Origin of the sequence: Tsukamurella sp. USMM236 (assembly GCF_037148755.1) — a bacterium.
Taxonomy (GTDB): Bacteria; Actinomycetota; Actinomycetes; order Mycobacteriales; family Mycobacteriaceae; genus Tsukamurella.
The window spans coordinates 201,714-218,595 of the sequence record NZ_JBBCSS010000007.1 but is presented as its reverse complement, the minus strand read 5'-3'; the positions used below and the strand labels follow the sequence as shown (position 1 = coordinate 218,595).

Annotated in this window: 14 protein-coding genes; 11 read left to right on the top strand and 3 right to left on the bottom strand. The window is 72.5% G+C overall.

The genetic code is table 11. The annotated features are described in order from the left end of the window. The first annotated feature begins 97 nt into the window (after positions 1-97). The 8 genes from WFK95_RS21015 to WFK95_RS20980 all read left to right on the top strand — a co-directional run bounded on the left by WFK95_RS21015 (position 98) and on the right by WFK95_RS20980 (position 10,640). On the top strand, positions 98-787 hold the full coding sequence (locus tag WFK95_RS21015; protein ID WP_336671840.1) for a hypothetical protein: 690 nt from the start codon (positions 98-100) through the stop codon (positions 785-787). Between the two features lie 63 nt (positions 788-850). Then, on the top strand, positions 851-2,506 hold the full coding sequence (locus WFK95_RS21010; RefSeq protein ID WP_336671839.1) for a long-chain fatty acid--CoA ligase: 1,656 nt from the start codon (positions 851-853) through the stop codon (positions 2,504-2,506). A gap of 59 nt (positions 2,507-2,565) precedes the next feature. After that, positions 2,566-3,774, top strand: a complete 1,209-nt coding sequence (locus WFK95_RS21005) for a MucR family transcriptional regulator (protein WP_336671838.1) — start codon at positions 2,566-2,568, stop codon at positions 3,772-3,774. A 61-nt stretch (positions 3,775-3,835) separates the two neighbouring features. Further along, positions 3,836-5,839, top strand: a complete 2,004-nt coding sequence (gene uvrC / locus WFK95_RS21000; protein WP_336671837.1) for an excinuclease ABC subunit UvrC — start codon at positions 3,836-3,838, stop codon at positions 5,837-5,839. Then, positions 5,836-6,903, top strand: a complete 1,068-nt coding sequence (locus tag WFK95_RS20995) for an SLC13 family permease (RefSeq protein WP_336671836.1) — start codon at positions 5,836-5,838, stop codon at positions 6,901-6,903. The genes uvrC and WFK95_RS20995 overlap by 4 nt, the downstream gene beginning before the upstream one ends. A 112-nt stretch (positions 6,904-7,015) precedes the next feature. Further along, positions 7,016-8,056, top strand: a complete 1,041-nt coding sequence (locus WFK95_RS20990; RefSeq protein ID WP_336671852.1) for an iron ABC transporter substrate-binding protein — start codon at positions 7,016-7,018, stop codon at positions 8,054-8,056. Beyond that, entirely contained in the window at positions 8,053-9,582 is a 1,530-nt protein-coding gene (locus WFK95_RS20985) for an ABC transporter permease (RefSeq protein ID WP_443081582.1), read from the top strand. Before WFK95_RS20990 ends, WFK95_RS20985 begins: the two co-directional genes overlap by 4 nt. Beyond that, the gene (locus WFK95_RS20980; protein ID WP_336671834.1) at positions 9,579-10,640 is read left to right on the top strand and encodes an ABC transporter ATP-binding protein; all 1,062 of its coding nucleotides are present in this window, start codon (positions 9,579-9,581) and stop codon (positions 10,638-10,640) included. Before WFK95_RS20985 ends, WFK95_RS20980 begins: the two co-directional genes overlap by 4 nt. On the opposite strand, the gene WFK95_RS20975 is transcribed toward WFK95_RS20980, so the two are convergent. The 3 genes from WFK95_RS20975 to WFK95_RS20965 all read right to left on the bottom strand — a co-directional run bounded on the left by WFK95_RS20975 (position 10,631) and on the right by WFK95_RS20965 (position 13,803). Beyond that, complete coding sequence (locus WFK95_RS20975) at positions 10,631-11,209, bottom strand: DUF6928 family protein (protein WP_336671833.1); 579 nt, start codon at positions 11,207-11,209, stop codon at positions 10,631-10,633. The genes WFK95_RS20980 and WFK95_RS20975 overlap by 10 nt on opposite strands. 72 nt (positions 11,210-11,281) lie before the next feature. Then, positions 11,282-13,255 (bottom strand): gamma-glutamyltransferase, encoded by a 1,974-nt coding sequence (ggt, locus tag WFK95_RS20970; protein WP_336671832.1) that lies wholly within the window; start codon positions 13,253-13,255, stop codon positions 11,282-11,284. A gap of 74 nt (positions 13,256-13,329) precedes the next feature. Further along, on the bottom strand, positions 13,330-13,803 hold the full coding sequence (locus WFK95_RS20965) for a M15 family metallopeptidase (protein WP_224646661.1): 474 nt from the start codon (positions 13,801-13,803) through the stop codon (positions 13,330-13,332). Between the two features lie 184 nt (positions 13,804-13,987). Here WFK95_RS20965 and rapZ point away from each other — a divergent pair, with 184 nt between their 5' ends. The 3 genes from rapZ (at position 13,988) to whiA (ending at position 16,846) form a co-directional block, all read left to right on the top strand. Beyond that, entirely contained in the window at positions 13,988-14,845 is an 858-nt protein-coding gene (gene rapZ, locus WFK95_RS20960) for an RNase adapter RapZ (RefSeq protein ID WP_164711730.1), read from the top strand. Beyond that, entirely contained in the window at positions 14,842-15,804 is a 963-nt protein-coding gene (locus tag WFK95_RS20955) for a gluconeogenesis factor YvcK family protein (RefSeq protein WP_224646660.1), read from the top strand. Before rapZ ends, WFK95_RS20955 begins: the two co-directional genes overlap by 4 nt. 64 nt (positions 15,805-15,868) lie before the next feature. Next, entirely contained in the window at positions 15,869-16,846 is a 978-nt protein-coding gene (gene whiA / locus WFK95_RS20950) for a DNA-binding protein WhiA (RefSeq protein ID WP_224646723.1), read from the top strand. Positions 16,847-16,882 lie beyond the last annotated feature (36 nt).

The window sequence follows — 16,882 nt, the reverse complement described above, 5'->3', positions numbered from 1 at the left end:
TTCACGCTCGCGCCGTGGAGTTCGCTGTGAGGTCGCTGGGAGCACGGGAAGTGTCAGTGGCCCGCGATACCGTTCGGGCATCGTCGAAGGGGGCACGATGTCGGACCTGCAGCCACTGCTCACCGCGCAGATCGTCCCGCCCGAGCGGGCGGCGGACTTCCTGCGCGCCATGGACATCGAGATCGAGGACCTGTACGCCGCGGTGGCGGCGGGGGAGCGCGCCGCGGGCGCGCTGGACCACTTCGCCCCGCCCATGGCGCCGGGCTTCGTGCGCTGGGTCGAGCTCGTCGCGGAGCTGCGCCGGCGGCTCGCGTCGACGGGACGGTGGTTCCCGGACAACAGGCGGGGCCAGCCGGCCAGTCGCCACATCGCCAGCCGCCGCAAGCTCACGGTGATGAGCGGCGACGCGGCCACGGGCAGCGCGGGATCCGTGCACGGACCGCACGTGGTCCGGCGGAAGGGCACGGCCACCGCGGACTCCTTCCGGCCCGACGAGGTGCTGTTCCCGCTCTCGGTCCTGCGCCCGGCGACGCGGTCCGACGGTGCGCTCGCCGGCACCTGGGTGCTCCTCTACTGCGACGACGGCGCGACGGTCCGCCTGGAGGTCTCCCAGCCGTCGGGCTTCGACGAGGACTCGGGGCAGTTCACCGGCTGGACGGTGCGGGTCCTCCTCGACGACTGGCGGCCGGGCGACCGGCGGCCGGGGGAGCGGCGGAGCCCGGAACCGGGACTCGAGTCGGGCCTCGGCGCCGCGACGGACCTGCAGTTGTTCCGATCGGTCGCCTGAGGCGTCCCGGTGAGCTGGCCGAAACCGGGCCGCGCACCGTCGGACATGCGGTACGCATGCCCTATGACCGAGCGGATCCTGCCCCTGATCTCCACCATGCAAGACGAGCACCTGTCGCTGGCGACGCTGCTCCGCCACGCCACCACGTGGTACGCGGACGCCGCCGAGGTTGCCACGTGGACGCCCGAGAAGACCACCCGGATGAGCTTCGGCGAGATGGGGCGCGAGGCCGCCCGGCTCGCGAACGCGCTCAAGGCCCTCGGCGTGGTCCCGGGCGACCGCGTCGGCACCTTCCAGTGGAACAACAACGAGCACATGACGGCCTACGTCGCGATCCCCGCGATGGGCAGCGTGCTGCACACCATCAACATCCGGCTGTTCCCGGACCAGATCACCTACATCGCGAACCACGCCGCCGACCGCGTGATCATCGCGGACGGCAGCCTGATCCCGCAGCTCAACGCCGCGATCGGCGGGATGACCACGATCGAGCACGTCATCGTGGTGGACGGCGACAAGAGCCTGGTCGAGGCGCCGTCGGGCGTGCAGCTGCACGACTACCGCGACCTGCTCGACGCCCAGGCCGACGAGTACGACTGGCCCGAGATCGACGAGCGCGCCGCGGCCGCCGCCTGCTACACCTCCGGGACCACCGGCGACCCCAAGGGCGTCATGTACAGCCACCGCAGCATCTGGCTGCACTCCACCGCCGTGTGCGCGAGCTACGGCCTCGGCATGGGCCCCGACGACACCGTGCTGCCGATCGTGCCGATGTTCCACGCCATGAGCTGGGGCACGCCGTTCGGGGCGCTCATGTCGGGCGCCTCCCTGATCCTGCCGGACCGCTACCTGCAGCCCGAGCCGATGGCCCGCCTCCTCGCGGAGGAGAAGCCGACCATCTCCGCCGCGGTCCCGGCGGTGTGGATCGGCATCGTCAACCACCTGGACGCGCACCCCCAGGACATCAGCCACCTGCGGCACATCGCCTGCGGCGGCTCCGCGGTCCCGCTGAGCCTCGCCAAGGCGCTCGACCGCCACGGCGTGCAAGTGGTCCAGGCCTGGGGGATGACGGAGACCTCGCCGCTCGCGAGCATCGCGTGGCCGCCGCGCGGCGTGACCGGCGAGGAGGCCTGGGCCTACCGGAACACGCAGGGCCGGTTCTTCCCGGGCGTCCAGGGCCGCCTCGTCGACGACCTCGGCGAGGTCGTCCCGGCGGGTGGGGAGCAGGGCGAGGTACAGGTCCGCGGCCCCTGGGTCACCGGCAGCTACTACAGCCCGGAGGGCTCCGAAGCCGTCGGCGCCGACAAGTTCGAGGGCGGCTGGCTGCGCACCGGCGACATCGGCAAGCTGACCGCCGACGGCTACGTGACCCTCGTCGACCGCTCGAAGGACGTGATCAAGTCCGGTGGCGAGTGGATCAGCTCGGTCGAGCTCGAGAACGAGGTGATGGCGCACCCCGCGGTGCTCGAGGCGGTGGCGATCGGCGTGCCCGATCCCAAGTGGGACGAGCGGCCGCTGGTGGCGGTCGTCCTCCAGCCGGGCGCCGATGTCACCATCGCTGAGCTGCAGGATCACCTGGGCGGGAAGTTCGCGAAATGGCAGATCCCCGACAACTGGGCTTTCATCGCAGAGGTCCCGAAGACCTCCGTCGGCAAGTTCGACAAGAAGGTCCTGCGCGCGCAGCACGCCGTGGGAGACCTCTCCGTCGTCCACGAATAGGGAACCGGACGGGCGTGTCAGAACACCTGGGGTTGACACAATGATGCATTCTGAAAGGCATGCCCGAGCAGTCTCACGATCCGCGCTGGGTCGCCGCTGCTAATTGGGCGGCGGCCGGCGGCTTCGGCGTGGGCGCGATCGCCCAGCGTGAAGGGGTCACCCGGATCGACGCTCTGCTGGCCATCGCCGACGAGTGGACGAGGTTCCCCCACCTGTTCACCCGCCCGCCCGCCGCGGTGCCGCCGGTCGGCGTCGCGCAGTGTCCCGAATGCGGGATCTGGTTCTCGGACGTCGAGGCGCACCGGGTGGTGCACCGGCGGGGCCGGCAGCGCCCCAAGACGCCGCGGCCCCGGCGCGCCAACCGGCAGCGGACCGTCGAACCGGCACGGCAGAGCGGTCGACCCGTGCGCCCACGTGCCTCTCCGAGCGCCCTGGAAGGCTCTCTGGAGGCCCCGTCGCCCGGCCGGGGTGTCCCGTTGACCGAACTGCCTCCGGACGCGCCCTGGGGCAGCTGGGCCGAGGCCGCCAACTGGGCCGCCGCGAACGGGCTCGGGCCGAGTCGGCTCGCGGACCGCGTGGGCACCGACGCCGCGTCGGTGACGGTCGCGATCATCGACGCGTGGAGCCACGACCCCACGGCGTTCACCGTGCCGGCGGCCGTCAACGCCCCCGGCGGCGCGCTGAAACAGTGCCCGGCGTGCGGACTGTGGTTCGCGAGCGTCGACAACCACGTCGCGGCGCACGGCCGGATCAGCGGGCGGCGGCGCGGCTCGACCCGCACGCCGGCGCGGTGGGGCGCCCGGACCGAGCACGACGGGCACGCCGCCCCGCGCACCGCCTTCGAGCACGCGATGGAGCGCGAGGGACTGCTCGACCACTACCTCGAGCTGCGCCGATGCGTTCTCGAGCACCTGAGCCCGCCGCAGTTCCGCACGCGTATCGACGCCACGGACCAGCGGGTCGCCGAGCTGCTGGAACGGATGGCCGCGCACGACGACTACGTCGACGCCCTCGGCGACCTGCTGCGTTCCCGCGAGAGCCTGCTGGAGGACGACGGCGACCGGGTGCAGTGCCACCTGTGCGGATTGTGGGTGGCGATGCTCGTGCCGCATCTCGGGGTGCACGGCATCGACGCGGAGGCCTATCGCCGTCGGTTCGGCCTGGCCGCCGACGACGTGCTCGCCTCGCGCAGCATGGTCCCGCAGCGTCCCCGCGCGCCCCGTCGTGCCGCGGGGAGCGTCACCGCGGCGCCCGCGGCGACCGCCTGATACCGGGTCTCCCGCCCCGCCCGCACCGGGACTTGTCGGCCGTCCGTCCTAATCTGGACGGGTGGCCGACCCGCAGAGTTACCGTCCCGCACCGGGCACCATCCCCACGCAGCCCGGCGTGTACAAGTTCCGGGACAAGCACGGCCGCGTCATCTACGTCGGCAAGGCGAAGTCCCTGCGCAGCCGCCTCAACTCCTACTTCGCCGACGTCTTCGGCCTGCACCCGCGGACCTACCAGATGGTCACCACCGCCGCGTCCGTCGAGTGGACCGTGGTGGGCACCGAGGTCGAGGCGCTGCAGCTCGAATACAACTGGATCAAGGAGTTCGACCCGCAGTTCAACGTCCGCTACCGGGACGACAAGACGTACCCGATGCTGGCGGTCACGCTCAACGAGGAGTACCCGCGGCTGTACGTCTACCGCGGCCCGCGACGCAAGGGCGTGCGCTACTTCGGCCCCTACAGCCACGCCTGGGCCATCCGCGAGACGCTCGACCTGCTGCTGCGGGTCTTTCCCGCTCGGACCTGCTCGGCGGGGGTCTTCAAGCGGCACAACCAGATGGGCCGCCCGTGCCTGCTGGGCTACATCGACAAGTGCTCCGCGCCGTGCGTCGGGCGGGTCACCGCCGCGGAGCACCGGCAGATCGTCGAGGACTTCTGCGACTTCCTCGCCGGCAAGACCGACAACCTCGTCAAGCAGCTCGAGAACGACATGCTGGCCGCCAGCGAGGACCTGGACTTCGAGCGCGCCGCGCGGCTGCGCGACGACGTGGCGGCCCTGCGCAAGGCCGTCGAGAAGCAGGCCGTGGTGCTCGGCGACGGCACCGACGCCGATGTCATCGCCTTCTCCGCCGACGAGCTCGAGGCCGCCGTCCAGATCTTCCACGTCCGCGGCGGCCGCGTCCGCGGCCAGCGCGGCTGGGTCGTCGAGAAGCCGGGCGACGCGGAGCAGAACGAGCACGCCGAGCTGCTGGAGCAGTTCGTCACCCAGTTCTACGGCGAGGAGGTCGAGCGCGCCGAGCAGTCGGGCGACGGCGCGGTCAATCCCGTGCCGCGCGAGGTCCTCGTGCCGGTGCTGCCGGACGATGCGGACGAGCTGCAGGACTGGCTGTCGGGGCTCCGCGGCGCTCGGGTGTCCTTGCGCATCCCTCAGCGCGGCGACAAGCGCACCCTCATGGAGACGGTGGAGCGCAACGCCGTCGAGGCGCTGCACCAGCACAAGCTCAAGCGCTCGGGCGACCTCACGGCCCGCTCGGCGGCGCTGCAGGGCCTGCAGGACGCGCTGGACCTCGACGAGGCGCCGCTGCGCATCGAGTGCGTCGACATCAGCCACATCCAGGGCTCCGACGTGGTGGCCTCGCTGGTGGTCTTCGAGGACGGCCTGGCGAAGAAGTCCGACTACCGGCACTACGGGATCAAGGAGGCCGCGGGCGGCGGCCACAGCGACGACGTCGCGTCCATCGCCGAGGTCACCCGTCGCCGCTTCCTGCGCCACCGCGCGGACGCCCGGCAGACCGAGGACGCCGGCGGCGCGGAGGCAGGGCGGCAGGGCGACGACAACGGCGGAGACCTCGCCCCGGAGGCCGCGCTCGACCCGCAGACGGGGCGCCCGCGCCGGTTCGCGTACCCGCCCAACCTCTTCGTGGTCGACGGTGGCGCGCCGCAGGCAGCCGCCGCGCAGGAGGTGCTGGACGAGCTGGGCGTGACCGACGTGGCGGTGGTGGGCCTCGCGAAGCGGCTCGAGGAGGTGTGGGTCCCCGGCGACGAGGACCCGGTGATCCTTCCCCGCAGCTCGGATGCGCTGTTCCTGCTGCAGCGGGTGCGCGACGAGGCGCACCGGTTCGCCATCTCCTTCCACCGCAGCAAGCGGTCCAAGCGGATGACCGCGAGCGCGCTCGACGCGATCCCCGGCCTCGGCGACACCCGCAAGACCGCGCTGCTGCAGCACTTCGGTTCGGTGACCAAGCTCCGCGAGGCCAGCCTCGAGGAGATCGTGGAGGTGCCCGGAATCGGGATGACCACCGCCCGCACCGTGCTCGACGGCCTGCGCACCGACGGCGCGTGAACGCGGCCGAAGTGGCGGCGCAGGTCGCGCCGGTTCTCGTCTTCCTTCTCGCGATCACCGTGGTCGCCGAGATCGCGCAGCTGGCAGGGGTGTTCGACGCCCTCGGCGTGCTCGCGGCGCGCCTCGGCCGGGGCCGGGTGCCGCTCATGTGGCTGTGCACGGTTGCGGCCGCCTGCGCGGCGACGATCGTGCTGAGCCTCGACACCACCGCGGTGCTGCTGACACCCGTCGTGCTGGCCGCGGCGTCGCGACTCGGGCTGGCGCCCCTGCCCTTCGCGATGACCACGGTCTGGCTCGCGAACACGGCGTCGTTGCTGCTGCCGGTCTCGAACCTCACCAACCTGCTCGCCGTCTACCACCTCGAGGGCGGCGTGCGGGCGTACGTCGCGCTGTCCTGGCGGCCCGCGCTGGCGGCGATCGCGGTCACCGTCGTCGTGCTGTGGCTGCTGCACCGCCGGGACCTGCGCGGCCGGTACGAGATCCCCGACTTCGAGGCGCCCGCCGATCGGGTCCTGTTCGGCGTCGCCGCGGCCGTCTGCCTCGCCCTGGGGCCGGCCTTCGCGCTCGGTGTCCCGCCCGCCGCGGCGTCGACGGTGGCCGCGCTCGTCCTGGCCGGGGCGGTGGCCGTTCGCGCGCCGGAGCGGCTCCGCGAGATCGTGGTGCCGTGGCGGATGGTGCTGATCCTGGCGGCCGTCTTCGCCGGGGTGCAGGTGCTCCTCGCGGTGGGCCTCGAGGGTGTTCTGCGCGACGTCGCGGGGGCGGGCACGGCACCGTCGGACCTGCTGCGGGTGGCGGGCGTCGGGGCCCTGGCCGCGAACGGAGTGAACAACCTGCCCGCGTACCTGGCCCTCGAGCCCGTCGCCGACGGCGATCCCGTACGCCTCATGGCGCTGCTCATCGGCGTGGGGGTGGCGCCGATCGTGACGCTGTGGGCCTCGCTGGCGACGCTGCTCTGGCGGGAGAGGTGCGCCCGCGCGGGAGTGCGGATCTCAGCCCGCCGGTTCGCGTTCCACGGCCTGCTGCTCGCCGTGCCCGCGACGGTCGTCGCGGTCCTGGTTCTCTGACGCGTCAGGTATGTCCGGTTGCTCCCCATGTCGACGGGCTTAGTGTAGCGTCGCCTTACTCTCGCCCGTCGTGAGTGATTTCGTTGCTCAAGAAAAGGATTCGACGATGTCGTTGCGCAAGCGCTCCACTCTGGCCGCCGCCCTGGTGGCGGTGGCCTCCCTCACGATCACGGCCTGCGGGTCGAGCGGCGACGGTGCGGCACCGTCGAGCTCGGGCCCGGCGGGCGGCGAGCTGACGCTCTACAACGCCCAGCACGACACCCTCGCCAAGGAGTGGGTGGAGAAGTTCACCGCGGAGACCGGCATCAAGGTCACGATCCGCCAGGGCAAGGATTCCGAACTGGCGCAACAGATCATCGCCGAGGGCGAGCGCTCGCCCGCCGACGTCTTCCTCACCGAGAACTCGCCCGCGATGACCCAGGTCGAGAACAAGGGCCTGTTCGCCGACGTCGACCCGGCGACGCTCGCGCAGGTGAACAACGGCCTCAAGCCGTCCACGGGGAAGTGGACGGGGATCGCGGCCCGCTCGACGGTGCTCGTCTACGACAAGCGCAAGGTGACGCCCGAGCAGCTCCCGAAGTCGATGGCCGACCTCGCGACGCCGGAGTGGAAGGGCCGCTGGAGCGCGTCGCCGTCCGGCGCGGACTTCCAGGCGATCGTCTCGGCCTACCTGCAGCTCAAGGGCGAGCAGGCCGCGAAGGACTGGCTGAAGGCGATGAAGGAGAACGCCAAGGAGTACAAGGGCAACGGCGCCGCGATGAAGGCCGTCAACGCCGGCGAGGTCGACACCGCCCTCATCTACCACTACTACTTCTACGGCGACCAGGCGAAGACCGGCGAGAACTCCGGCAACGTGGGTACCCACTACTTCAAGAACCAGGACCCGGGTGCCTTCGTCTCGATCTCCGGCGGCGGCGTGCTGAAGTCGTCGAAGAAGCAGGCGCAGGCCCAGCAGCTGCTCAAGTTCATCACCTCCAAGGCGGGCCAGGAGGTGCTCGAGAAGGGCACGTCCTTCGAGTACCCGGTGGCCTCCGGCGTCCCGGCCAACGCGAAGCTCGTCCCGATGGCGGACCTGCAGGCGCCGACCGTCGACCCGGCCACCCTCAACGGCCCGCAGGTCGTGACCCTGATGACCGAGGCGGGCCTGCTCTGAGGCTGCTCACCCTCGCGGCCGCCGCCATCGCGGCGGTCGCGGCGGTGCCGCTGGGCTTCGTCGTCTACACGACGATCGACACCGGTTGGGCGGAATCCGTCCGGCTCGTCTTCCGGCCCCGCGTCGCTGAGCTCCTCATCAACACCGTCCTGCTCACGGTGATCGCGGTGCCGCTCAGCGTGATCCTCGGCGTCGGCGGCGCCTGGCTGGTCGAGCGGACCACGCTCTGGGGCCGCCGGGCGTGGTCGCTGCTGCTCGCCGCGCCGCTCGCGATCCCCGCGTTCGTCGGCAGCTACGGCTGGGTCTCGGCGATCCCGTCGCTCGGCGGATTGTGGTCGGGCGTGCTGATCGCGGTGCTGTTCTACTACCCGCTCGTCTACATCCCGGTCGCGGCGGCGCTGAGCCGGCTCGACCCTGCGCTCGAGGAGTCCGCCGCCGCGCTCGGCCTCGGGCGGTGGGCGGTGTTCGTCCGGGTCGTCCTCCCGCAGTTGCGGCTCGCGACCCTGGGCGGCGCGGTGCTCGTGGCGCTGCACCTGCTCGCCGAGTACGGCGCCTTCGCCATGATCCGGTTCGACACCTTCACCACCGCGATCATGGTCCAGTACCAGTCGACCTTCAACGGGGCCGCGGGGTCGATGCTCGCCGGGGTGCTGGCGCTGCTGTGCCTGCTCCTGCTCGTCGCCGAGGTCGCCGCCCGCGGCCGCGCCAGGTACGCCCGGGTGGGGTCGGGCGCGGTCGCGACGCCGGAGCGGATCCCGTTGGGCGGCTACCAGGCCGGCGCACAGGTCGCGCTCCTGGCGCTCGTCGGGGCCGCCCTCGGGCTCCCGCTGTGGTTCGTCGTCCGCTGGACCGTGCGCGGGGCCGCGCAGACGGTGCCGGCCGACCTCCTCGAGGCGCTCGGCACGTCGCTCGGCTACGGCGCGGCGACCGCCGTCCTCACCGTCGCCGCCGCCTTCCCACTCGCGTACCTCGCCGTGCGCCGGCCGAACCGCATCACCCGGACGCTCGAGGCCTCGACCTACGTCAGCAGCGCGATGCCCGGCATCGTCATCGGCCTGGCGCTGGTCACCGTCTCGATCCGGGCGGTACCGGACCTGTACCAGAGCGCGACGGTGCTGATCCTCGCCTACGTGCTGCTCTTCCTGCCGCGCGCCGCCGTGGGCCTGCGGGCGGGCCTGGCCCAGGCGCCGGTCTCGCTGGAGGAGGCGGCCCGCGCCCTCGGCGCGCCGCCCCCGATCGCCTTCGCGCGCATCACCCTCCGCCTCACCGCGCCCGCGTCGGCGGCGGGCGCGGCCCTCGTCTTCCTCGCCGTCACCAACGAGCTGACGGCGACGCTGATCCTGGCGCCCAACGGAACCCGCACCCTTGCGACCGAGTTCTGGGCGCGCAGCAGCGAGATCGACTATCCCGGCGCCGCGCCCTACGCCATGGCGATGGTGCTCCTGTCACTGCCCACCACCTACCTGCTGTTCCGCCAGTCCCGACGGGCCGCCGGACGCACCACCCGGACGAGAGGAGCCGCATGAGCGCCGAACTCGCCCTGCGCGGTCTCACCAAGCGCTACGGCGCCGACACCGTGCTGCGGGACGTCGATCTGACGGTGGCCGCGGGCTCGATCACCGCCGTCGTCGGGCCCTCCGGTTCCGGGAAGACGACGCTGCTCCGGCTCGTCGCGGGCTTCGCTCGGCCCGACGCCGGCAGCGTCCGGCTCGGCGACCGCGAGCTCGCCTCGGACGCCGCGTGGGTCGCCGCGCACCGGCGGGGCGTCGGCTACGTCGCGCAGGACGGCGCGCTGTTCCCGCACCTCTCCGTCGCGCGCAACATCGCCTTCGGGATGGGGGCCTCGCTGCCCGTACGCCGCCGCGCCGCGGCCGGACGGGTCGCGGAGTTGCTGGAGACGGTCTCGCTGGATCCCGCACTGGCCCGGCGCTATCCGCACGAGCTGTCCGGCGGTCAGCAGCAGCGCGTGGCGCTGGCGCGGGCACTGGCCGGGGCGCCGCGGATCATGCTCCTGGACGAATCCTTCTCCGCCCTCGACGCGGGACTCCGGGTCGCGACCCGCGCCGCCGTCGCCGACGTACTCGGCGCGGCCGGCATCACGACGGTGCTGGTCACCCACGACCAGTCCGAGGCGCTGTCCTTCGCCGACCAGGTCGCGGTGCTCCGCGGCGGTGCCCTGGAACAGGTCGGTCCGCCGGCGCGGGTCTACGCGCGACCCGCCTCCGAGTCCGTCGCGCGGTTCCTCGGCGACGTCGTCGTGCTCGACGGCGCGCTCGACGGTGCCGCCGCCGAGACGGTGCTAGGACGGATCCCCGTCGCCGGGACCGACGGTGCCGCCCCGCGCGGGTCGGTGCCACTGCTGTTGCGCCCCGAGCAGATCCGGATCGCGGGGGAGGGCGTGCCCGCCACCGTCATCCGGGTCGAGTTCTTCGGTCCGGACGCCACCGTGGGCCTGCAGCTCGCCGACGGGACCGGCATCGAGATCCGGCACCCCAGCACAGAGCTGCCCGCGCCCGGCGCGGACGTGCGGCTGCAGGTGGTGGGGGAGGCCGTGATCTTCGAATCGCCCGCGGCTCAGCGGTAGACGAGGAGGGCGACCGACCTCGGATCGAAGGAGTCGGACCATCGCGGCCCCTCGTAGGAGAAGCCGAGACGATCGAAGAGGGCACGCTCGGTGATCGACCCGTAGGTGTCCTCCTCGGCATCGAACCCGTGCTCGAAGGGCAGCGGCGTCCCCTCGTCGATGAAGAGCTCGCGGTCGGCGCCGCCGAACACGCGGACCGTCTCGTCGTTGCGCCAGAACGCGAAGACGCCCATGGATACGACCGAGTGCAGCACGAACGCATCCACGTCGTGGTCCTTCAGGATCGGGTAGCCCCAGTCGGGGACCGCCTCCATGGTCCATTCGACGGAAACGTCGTCGTACGCGGCGATGATCAGGTCGCCGTACACGCCGACCGCGATCTCACCGTCCCGCGAGTAGACGTCGTTGACGAGGTCGCCCGTGCGGTGCGACCGCCGCCGTCGTCCCCACGAGCGCTTTCCGAGGATCGCCGTCGCCAGCGCGTCCGATGCCGCGACGTCGAGCGGCGGCAGATCCCGCAGGCGCGCTGCGGCATCGCCGCGCGACGCCACGATGAAATTGCACTTCATGCCCATGGCGTAGACGTTACGAACGCGACCTTGCCCGCGGCTTGGCGCGGACCAGGACGGGTGCGCCGTGGATCAGCTGCCGCCGAGCACGACCCCCTCGCGGCGCGGATCGACGCCGCCCGCGTAGACGTCGCCCTGCTTGACGATCGCGGAGAGCCCCGACACCTGTGGCGCGAGGTTGAGCTGGTGGCCGAGCGCCTGGAGCTGCTCGACGACCTTGCGCCCCTCGTCGGTGTTGAGCGTCGGGTGCGCGCTATCCACGTTCGTCTTCGCCGTGTTCGCCGCGCCGAAGTTCGCGACGCCGACGGCCTGCTGCGGGTTCAACTTCCAGTCGGTGAGGCCGATGATCGTCTTGATCACGTACTGGATGATGACCGCGCCGCCGGGGGAGCCCAGCGCGCCGATCGCGTCGCCGCGCGCACCGTCCGCGCCGCGGCCGAACAGGATCGTCGGCGACATCGAGCTGCGCGGGCGCTTGTTCGGCTGCACCCGGTTCGCCACCGGCAGGCCCGCGGAATCGGCGGGCTCCGCGGAGAAGTCGGTGAGTTGGTTGTTCAGCAGGAAGCCGTCGACCATGTGGTACGAGCCGAAAGCCGACTCGATCGTGGTGGTCATCGACGCGACGTTGCCGGCCTTGTCGAGCACCGTGATGTGGCTGGTGCCGTGCTCGGGCGTCGTCGTGACGCCGGGTGTGGCGGTGGCGAACTCGCCGGGCTTCGCGGTGCCCATGGACTTGTTCCGGTCGATGAGCTTGGCGCGGCCCTCGAGATAGGCGGGATCCACCAGAGCGGCGGGGGAGCCGCCGGGCAGCGGGATGAAGTCGGGATCGGCGATGTACTTGTCGCGGTCCGCGTAGGCGAGGCGCTCGGCCTCGGAGATCAGGTGGATGGCCTCCGCGGTGGGGATGCCGCCGTCGGGTCCGGGGTCGCCGCCGTGCACCGCGTCGGGCCCGAGCTTCGACAGGTCGAAGGAGTTGAGGATGCCGAGCGCCTGCGCCACGGTGATCCCGCCCGACGAGGGTGCGGGCATGCCGCACAGCTCGCGGTCGCGATAGGGCGTGCACACCGCCTCGCGGGTCTTCACGGCGTACTGCTCGAGGTCCTGCACCGTCATCGTCCCGGCCGTGCGGCCGCCGGTGGTGTCGCGCACGGAGGCGACGATCGCCTCGGCGATCGGCCCGGTGTAGAAGGCCTTGGCGCCCTCGGAGGCGATGGCGCCCAGGGTCTTCGCGTACGCCGGGTTGGTGAGCTTGACGCCGGCCTTCTTCGGCGCACCGTCGAGCTCGAGGAAGTACGCCCGGAGGTCCGCGTCGTTGGCGAAGTTCTTCGCCTCGTCGGCGATCGCGCCGGCGAGGCGCGGGCTGATCTCGAAGCCGTCGTCGGCGATCCTCACCGCCGGGTCGAAGAGCTCGCGCCACGTCTTGCTGCCGTGCTCGCCGTGGACGGCCTCCAGCAGCCGCAGCGCGCCGGGGACGCCGACGGCGCGGCCGGACGAGCGGGCGTCGGGCTGGGGCGCCGTCCGGTCCTCGGGGGAGACCCACCGGAGGTAGTTCTCGTCGGCGCTCGCGGGCGCCGTCTCGCGACCGTCGTACGCCTGCACCTTCTTCGACTTCGCGTCGTAGTACAGCAGGAAGGCGCCGCCGGCGATGCCGGAGGACTGCGGCTCGACGAGGCCGAGCACCGTCTGCGCCGCCACGAGCGCGTCGGCCGCGCTGCCGCCCTGTTCGAGCACCTCGCACGCCGCCTTCGTGGCGATCGGGTTCGCGGTGGCCACGCCGTAGTCCTTGGTGTGCGTGACGGGCAGACCGGAGCGGTACCCGGACGCGCCCTCCGGATTGGTGCTGATGTCGCGCGGCCCGGTCGGCGACGCCGTGGCCGAGGGCCGGTACATCGTGCCCGTCGGGCTGGTGGCGTCGCATCCGCCCGCCGCGATCGTCACGGACGACGGTGCGCCGGAGGGGCCACCGTCCGATCCGGACGTCCCGCACGCGGTGAGCGTGAGGGGAATGACGAATGCGGCCGCAGCCGCCGACCTGAGACGGAGCATGACGTCCTCCACGAGAATCGGGTCATCGAAACCTAACACCGGCCCGTGAGCCGCGCGAAGGGTTCGGCGAGACGTCAGCGGTAGGAGGCGTCGGGCACCGTCGGCGGGCAGGCTCCGCCCGGGGAGGCGACGAGTTCGAAGTGCCACCACTCGTTGTCGAAGGTGCGGCACAGGCCCCACCGGTTCCCGTTCGCCTGCAGCCACGCGGCGCCCTGCCACGGGCCGACGTCGACCGCCTCGCCGCCGACGTGCGTGGACTCGGCGGGCGGGAGCACCCAGCGGCGCGCGGCCGCGGGCGAGCCGTAGCGGGCGAGGCCGTCCTCCCACAGCCACTGCTGCTGGTCCCACGAGCGCTTGCCCGACGTGATGCTGAGCACCACTCCGTTCGCGGCGGCGGCGCGGTACGCCGCCGAGTAGGCCTCCGCGAGGGCCGGATCGAGGCCCGCGGTGCCGGGCACCGTGTCCGCCGACGCCGCGGGAGCCACCAGCACGGACGCCGCGACGGCGAGGGCCGCGGCGGTCACGGAGGCGGTACGGGAGACGGACACGACGATGACTCTAGGCGGTCGGCGATCCCGGCGAACGGGCCGCCGAGACCACCGCGGGAAACGGCCGCGATGGCTAGGCTGACGGAGTACCGACGACCGAGGAGGAGGGTCCGTGCGCCCGACCGGGAATCCGGACGACCGAGCCGAGGAGCGGACCGTCGGCGAACACCGCAGCGACGGCCCCATGGACGTGCTCCTGGTGACCGGCCTGTCCGGCGCCGGCCGCGGCACCGCGGCCAAGGTGCTGGAGGACCTGGGCTGGTACGTCGCCGACAACCTCCCGCCCGCGCTGATCAGCAACATGGTGGACATCTCTCTGGCCGACGAGTCGCGGATCCATCGGCTGTGCATCGTGACCGACGTGCGCAGCCGCACCTTCACGGGGGACTTCGCGAACATCCGGCGGGAGTTGGCGGAGAAGGACATCGAGCCCCGCGTGCTGTTCCTGGACGCCTCCGACGAGACCCTCATCCGCCGGTTCGAGCAGGTGCGCCGCAAGCACCCGCTGCAGGGCAGCGGCACGCTCGCCGAGGGCATCGCCGCGGAGCGCCGCATCCTGCAGCCCATCCGGTCGACCGCGGACCTCGTGCTCGACACCTCAACCCTCTCCGTGGCCCGGCTGCGCGAGACGATCGAGAACTCCTTCCGCACGCTGCGCTCCGGCACCATCACCGTCACCGTCGAGTCCTTCGGCTTCAAGAACGGCATCCTGCTGGACGCCGACATGGTGCTCGACGTGCGCTTCCTCCCGAATCCGTTCTGGGTGCCGGAGCTGCGCCCGCTCAACGGGCTCACCGAGGAGGTCTCGGGGTACGTGCTGGGGCAGCCCGGCGCGTCCGACTTCCTCGACACGTACGCGCAGCTGCTCGACCCGCTGCTCGCCGGGTACCGGCGCGAGGGCAAGACCTACCTCACGGTGGGCATCGGCTGCACCGGCGGCAAGCACCGCAGCGTCGCGATGACCGAGGAGCTGGTGCGCCGGCTCGCGGGCCGGCCGGGCATCGAAGTCCGTGCCGCGCACCGGGATCTGGGGCTCGAATGACGGCGCTCAAACTGGCCTCCCTCGGCGGCGGCCACGGACTGTTCGCGACGCTGCGCGCGGGCCGCGCCCTGGGCGCGGAGATCACCGCCATCGTGACCGTCGCCGACGACGGGGGATCCTCGGGCCGGCTGCGGAGCGAGCTCGGCATCATCCCGCCCGGCGACCTGCGCATGGCGCTGGCGGCGCTCATGCCCGACGACGACCGCGGTGAGTTCTGGGCCGGGATCCTGCAGCACCGCTTCGGCGGGGGCGGCGCGATGGCCGGGCACCCCGTCGGGAACCTGCTGCTGGCCGGGCTCTGCGAGGTCCTGGGCGACCCCGTCGACGCCCTCGATGCGATCGCTGACCGGTTCGGCGTTCAGGGTCGGGTGCTGCCGATGGTGCCGGGGCCCTTGCGGATCGAGGCCGACGTGACCGGGCTCGAGGACGACCCGCGCCTGTCGCGCGTGATCCGCGGGCAGGTCGCCGTGGCCGTGACGCCGGGGCAGGTGCGCCGCGTCCGGTTGCTGCCCCCGCACCCCGAGGCGTGCGCCGACGCGGTCGAGGCCATCCTCGCCGCCGACGTCGTGACGCTCGGCCCCGGCTCGTGGTTCAGCTCCGTCATCCCGCACGTCCTCGTGCCCGAGCAGGTGGACGCGCTGCGGCGCACGTCGGCCCGTCGGGTGCTGATCCTGAACCTGGCTCCCGAGCCCGAGGAGACCGGGGGCTACTCGCCCGAGCGACACCTGCACGTGCTCGCGGCCCACGCCGACGGGTTGCGGTTCGACGACGTCCTCGTCGACGCCCGGACGGTACCCCCGGGCACCGAGCGCGAGCACCTCATCCGCGCCACCGCGCTGCTGGGTGCGACGCCCCACTTCGTGGACGTCGGCGTCCCCGGGACGCACCAGCACGACCCCGAGGCACTGGCAGCCGCGATCGCGAAAGTGGCCTACAGTGAACTCTCGGACCGCGAATAGTCAACCTTTCCCGTTTCCCCATCCGATGTAGTCGACGTTTCCCTAGGAGGGTCCAGCTGTGGCGCTGACATCCCAGGTCAAGGACGAGCTGAGCAGGCTGTCCATCACCCAGGTGAGTGCGCGCCGCGCCGAGGTCGCCTCGTTGCTGCGGTTCGCGGGCGGCCTCCACATCCAGGGCGGCCGCGTGATCGTCGAGGCGGAGGTCGACACGGGGATCACGGCCCGGCGGCTCCGCAAGGAGATCCTCGACCTGTACGGCTACAACTCGGACGTGCACGTGCTCAGCGCGGGCGGTCTGCGCAAGGCGGCGCGCTACATCGTCCGGGTGGTCAAGGACGGGGAGGCGCTCGCGCGGCAGACGGGGCTGCTCGACATGCGCGGCCGGCCCGTCGTCGGGCTGCCCTCGCAGATCGTCGGCGGCTCGGTGCACGACGCCGAGGCCGCGTGGCGCGGCGCCTTCCTGGCGCACGGCTCGCTGACCGAGCCCGGCCGCTCCAGCGCGCTCGAGGTCTCCTGCCCGGGCCCCGAGGTGGCGCTCGCGCTCGTCGGCTGTGCGCGCCGGCTCGGCGTGACCGCCAAGGCCCGCGAGGTGCGCGGCGCCGACCGCGTCGTCGTCCGCGACGGCGAGGCCATCGGCGCGCTGCTCACCCGCATGGGTGCCAACGACACCCGCCTCGTCTGGGAGGAGCGCCGCATGCGGCGCGAGGTCCGGGCGACGGCGAACCGGCTCGCCAACTTCGACGACGCCAACCTCCGCCGCTCCGCCCGGGCCGCCGTCGCGGCCGCCGCGCGCGTCGAGCGGGCGCTCGAGATCCTGGGCGCCGACGTGCCCGACCACCTGGCGCAGGCGGGCTCGCTGCGCGTGCAGCACCGTCAGGCCTCCCTCGAGGAACTGGGGCAGCTCGCCGACCCGCCCATGACCAAGGACGCCGTGGCGGGACGGATCCGCCGCCTGCTGTCCATGGCGGACAAGCGCGCCGCCACCGACGGGGTGCCGGACACCGAGTCCGCCGTCACCGCGGACATGCTCGACGAGGGCTGAGCGTCTCGGTAACGCCGAGCGCGCGGGGTGTTCCGG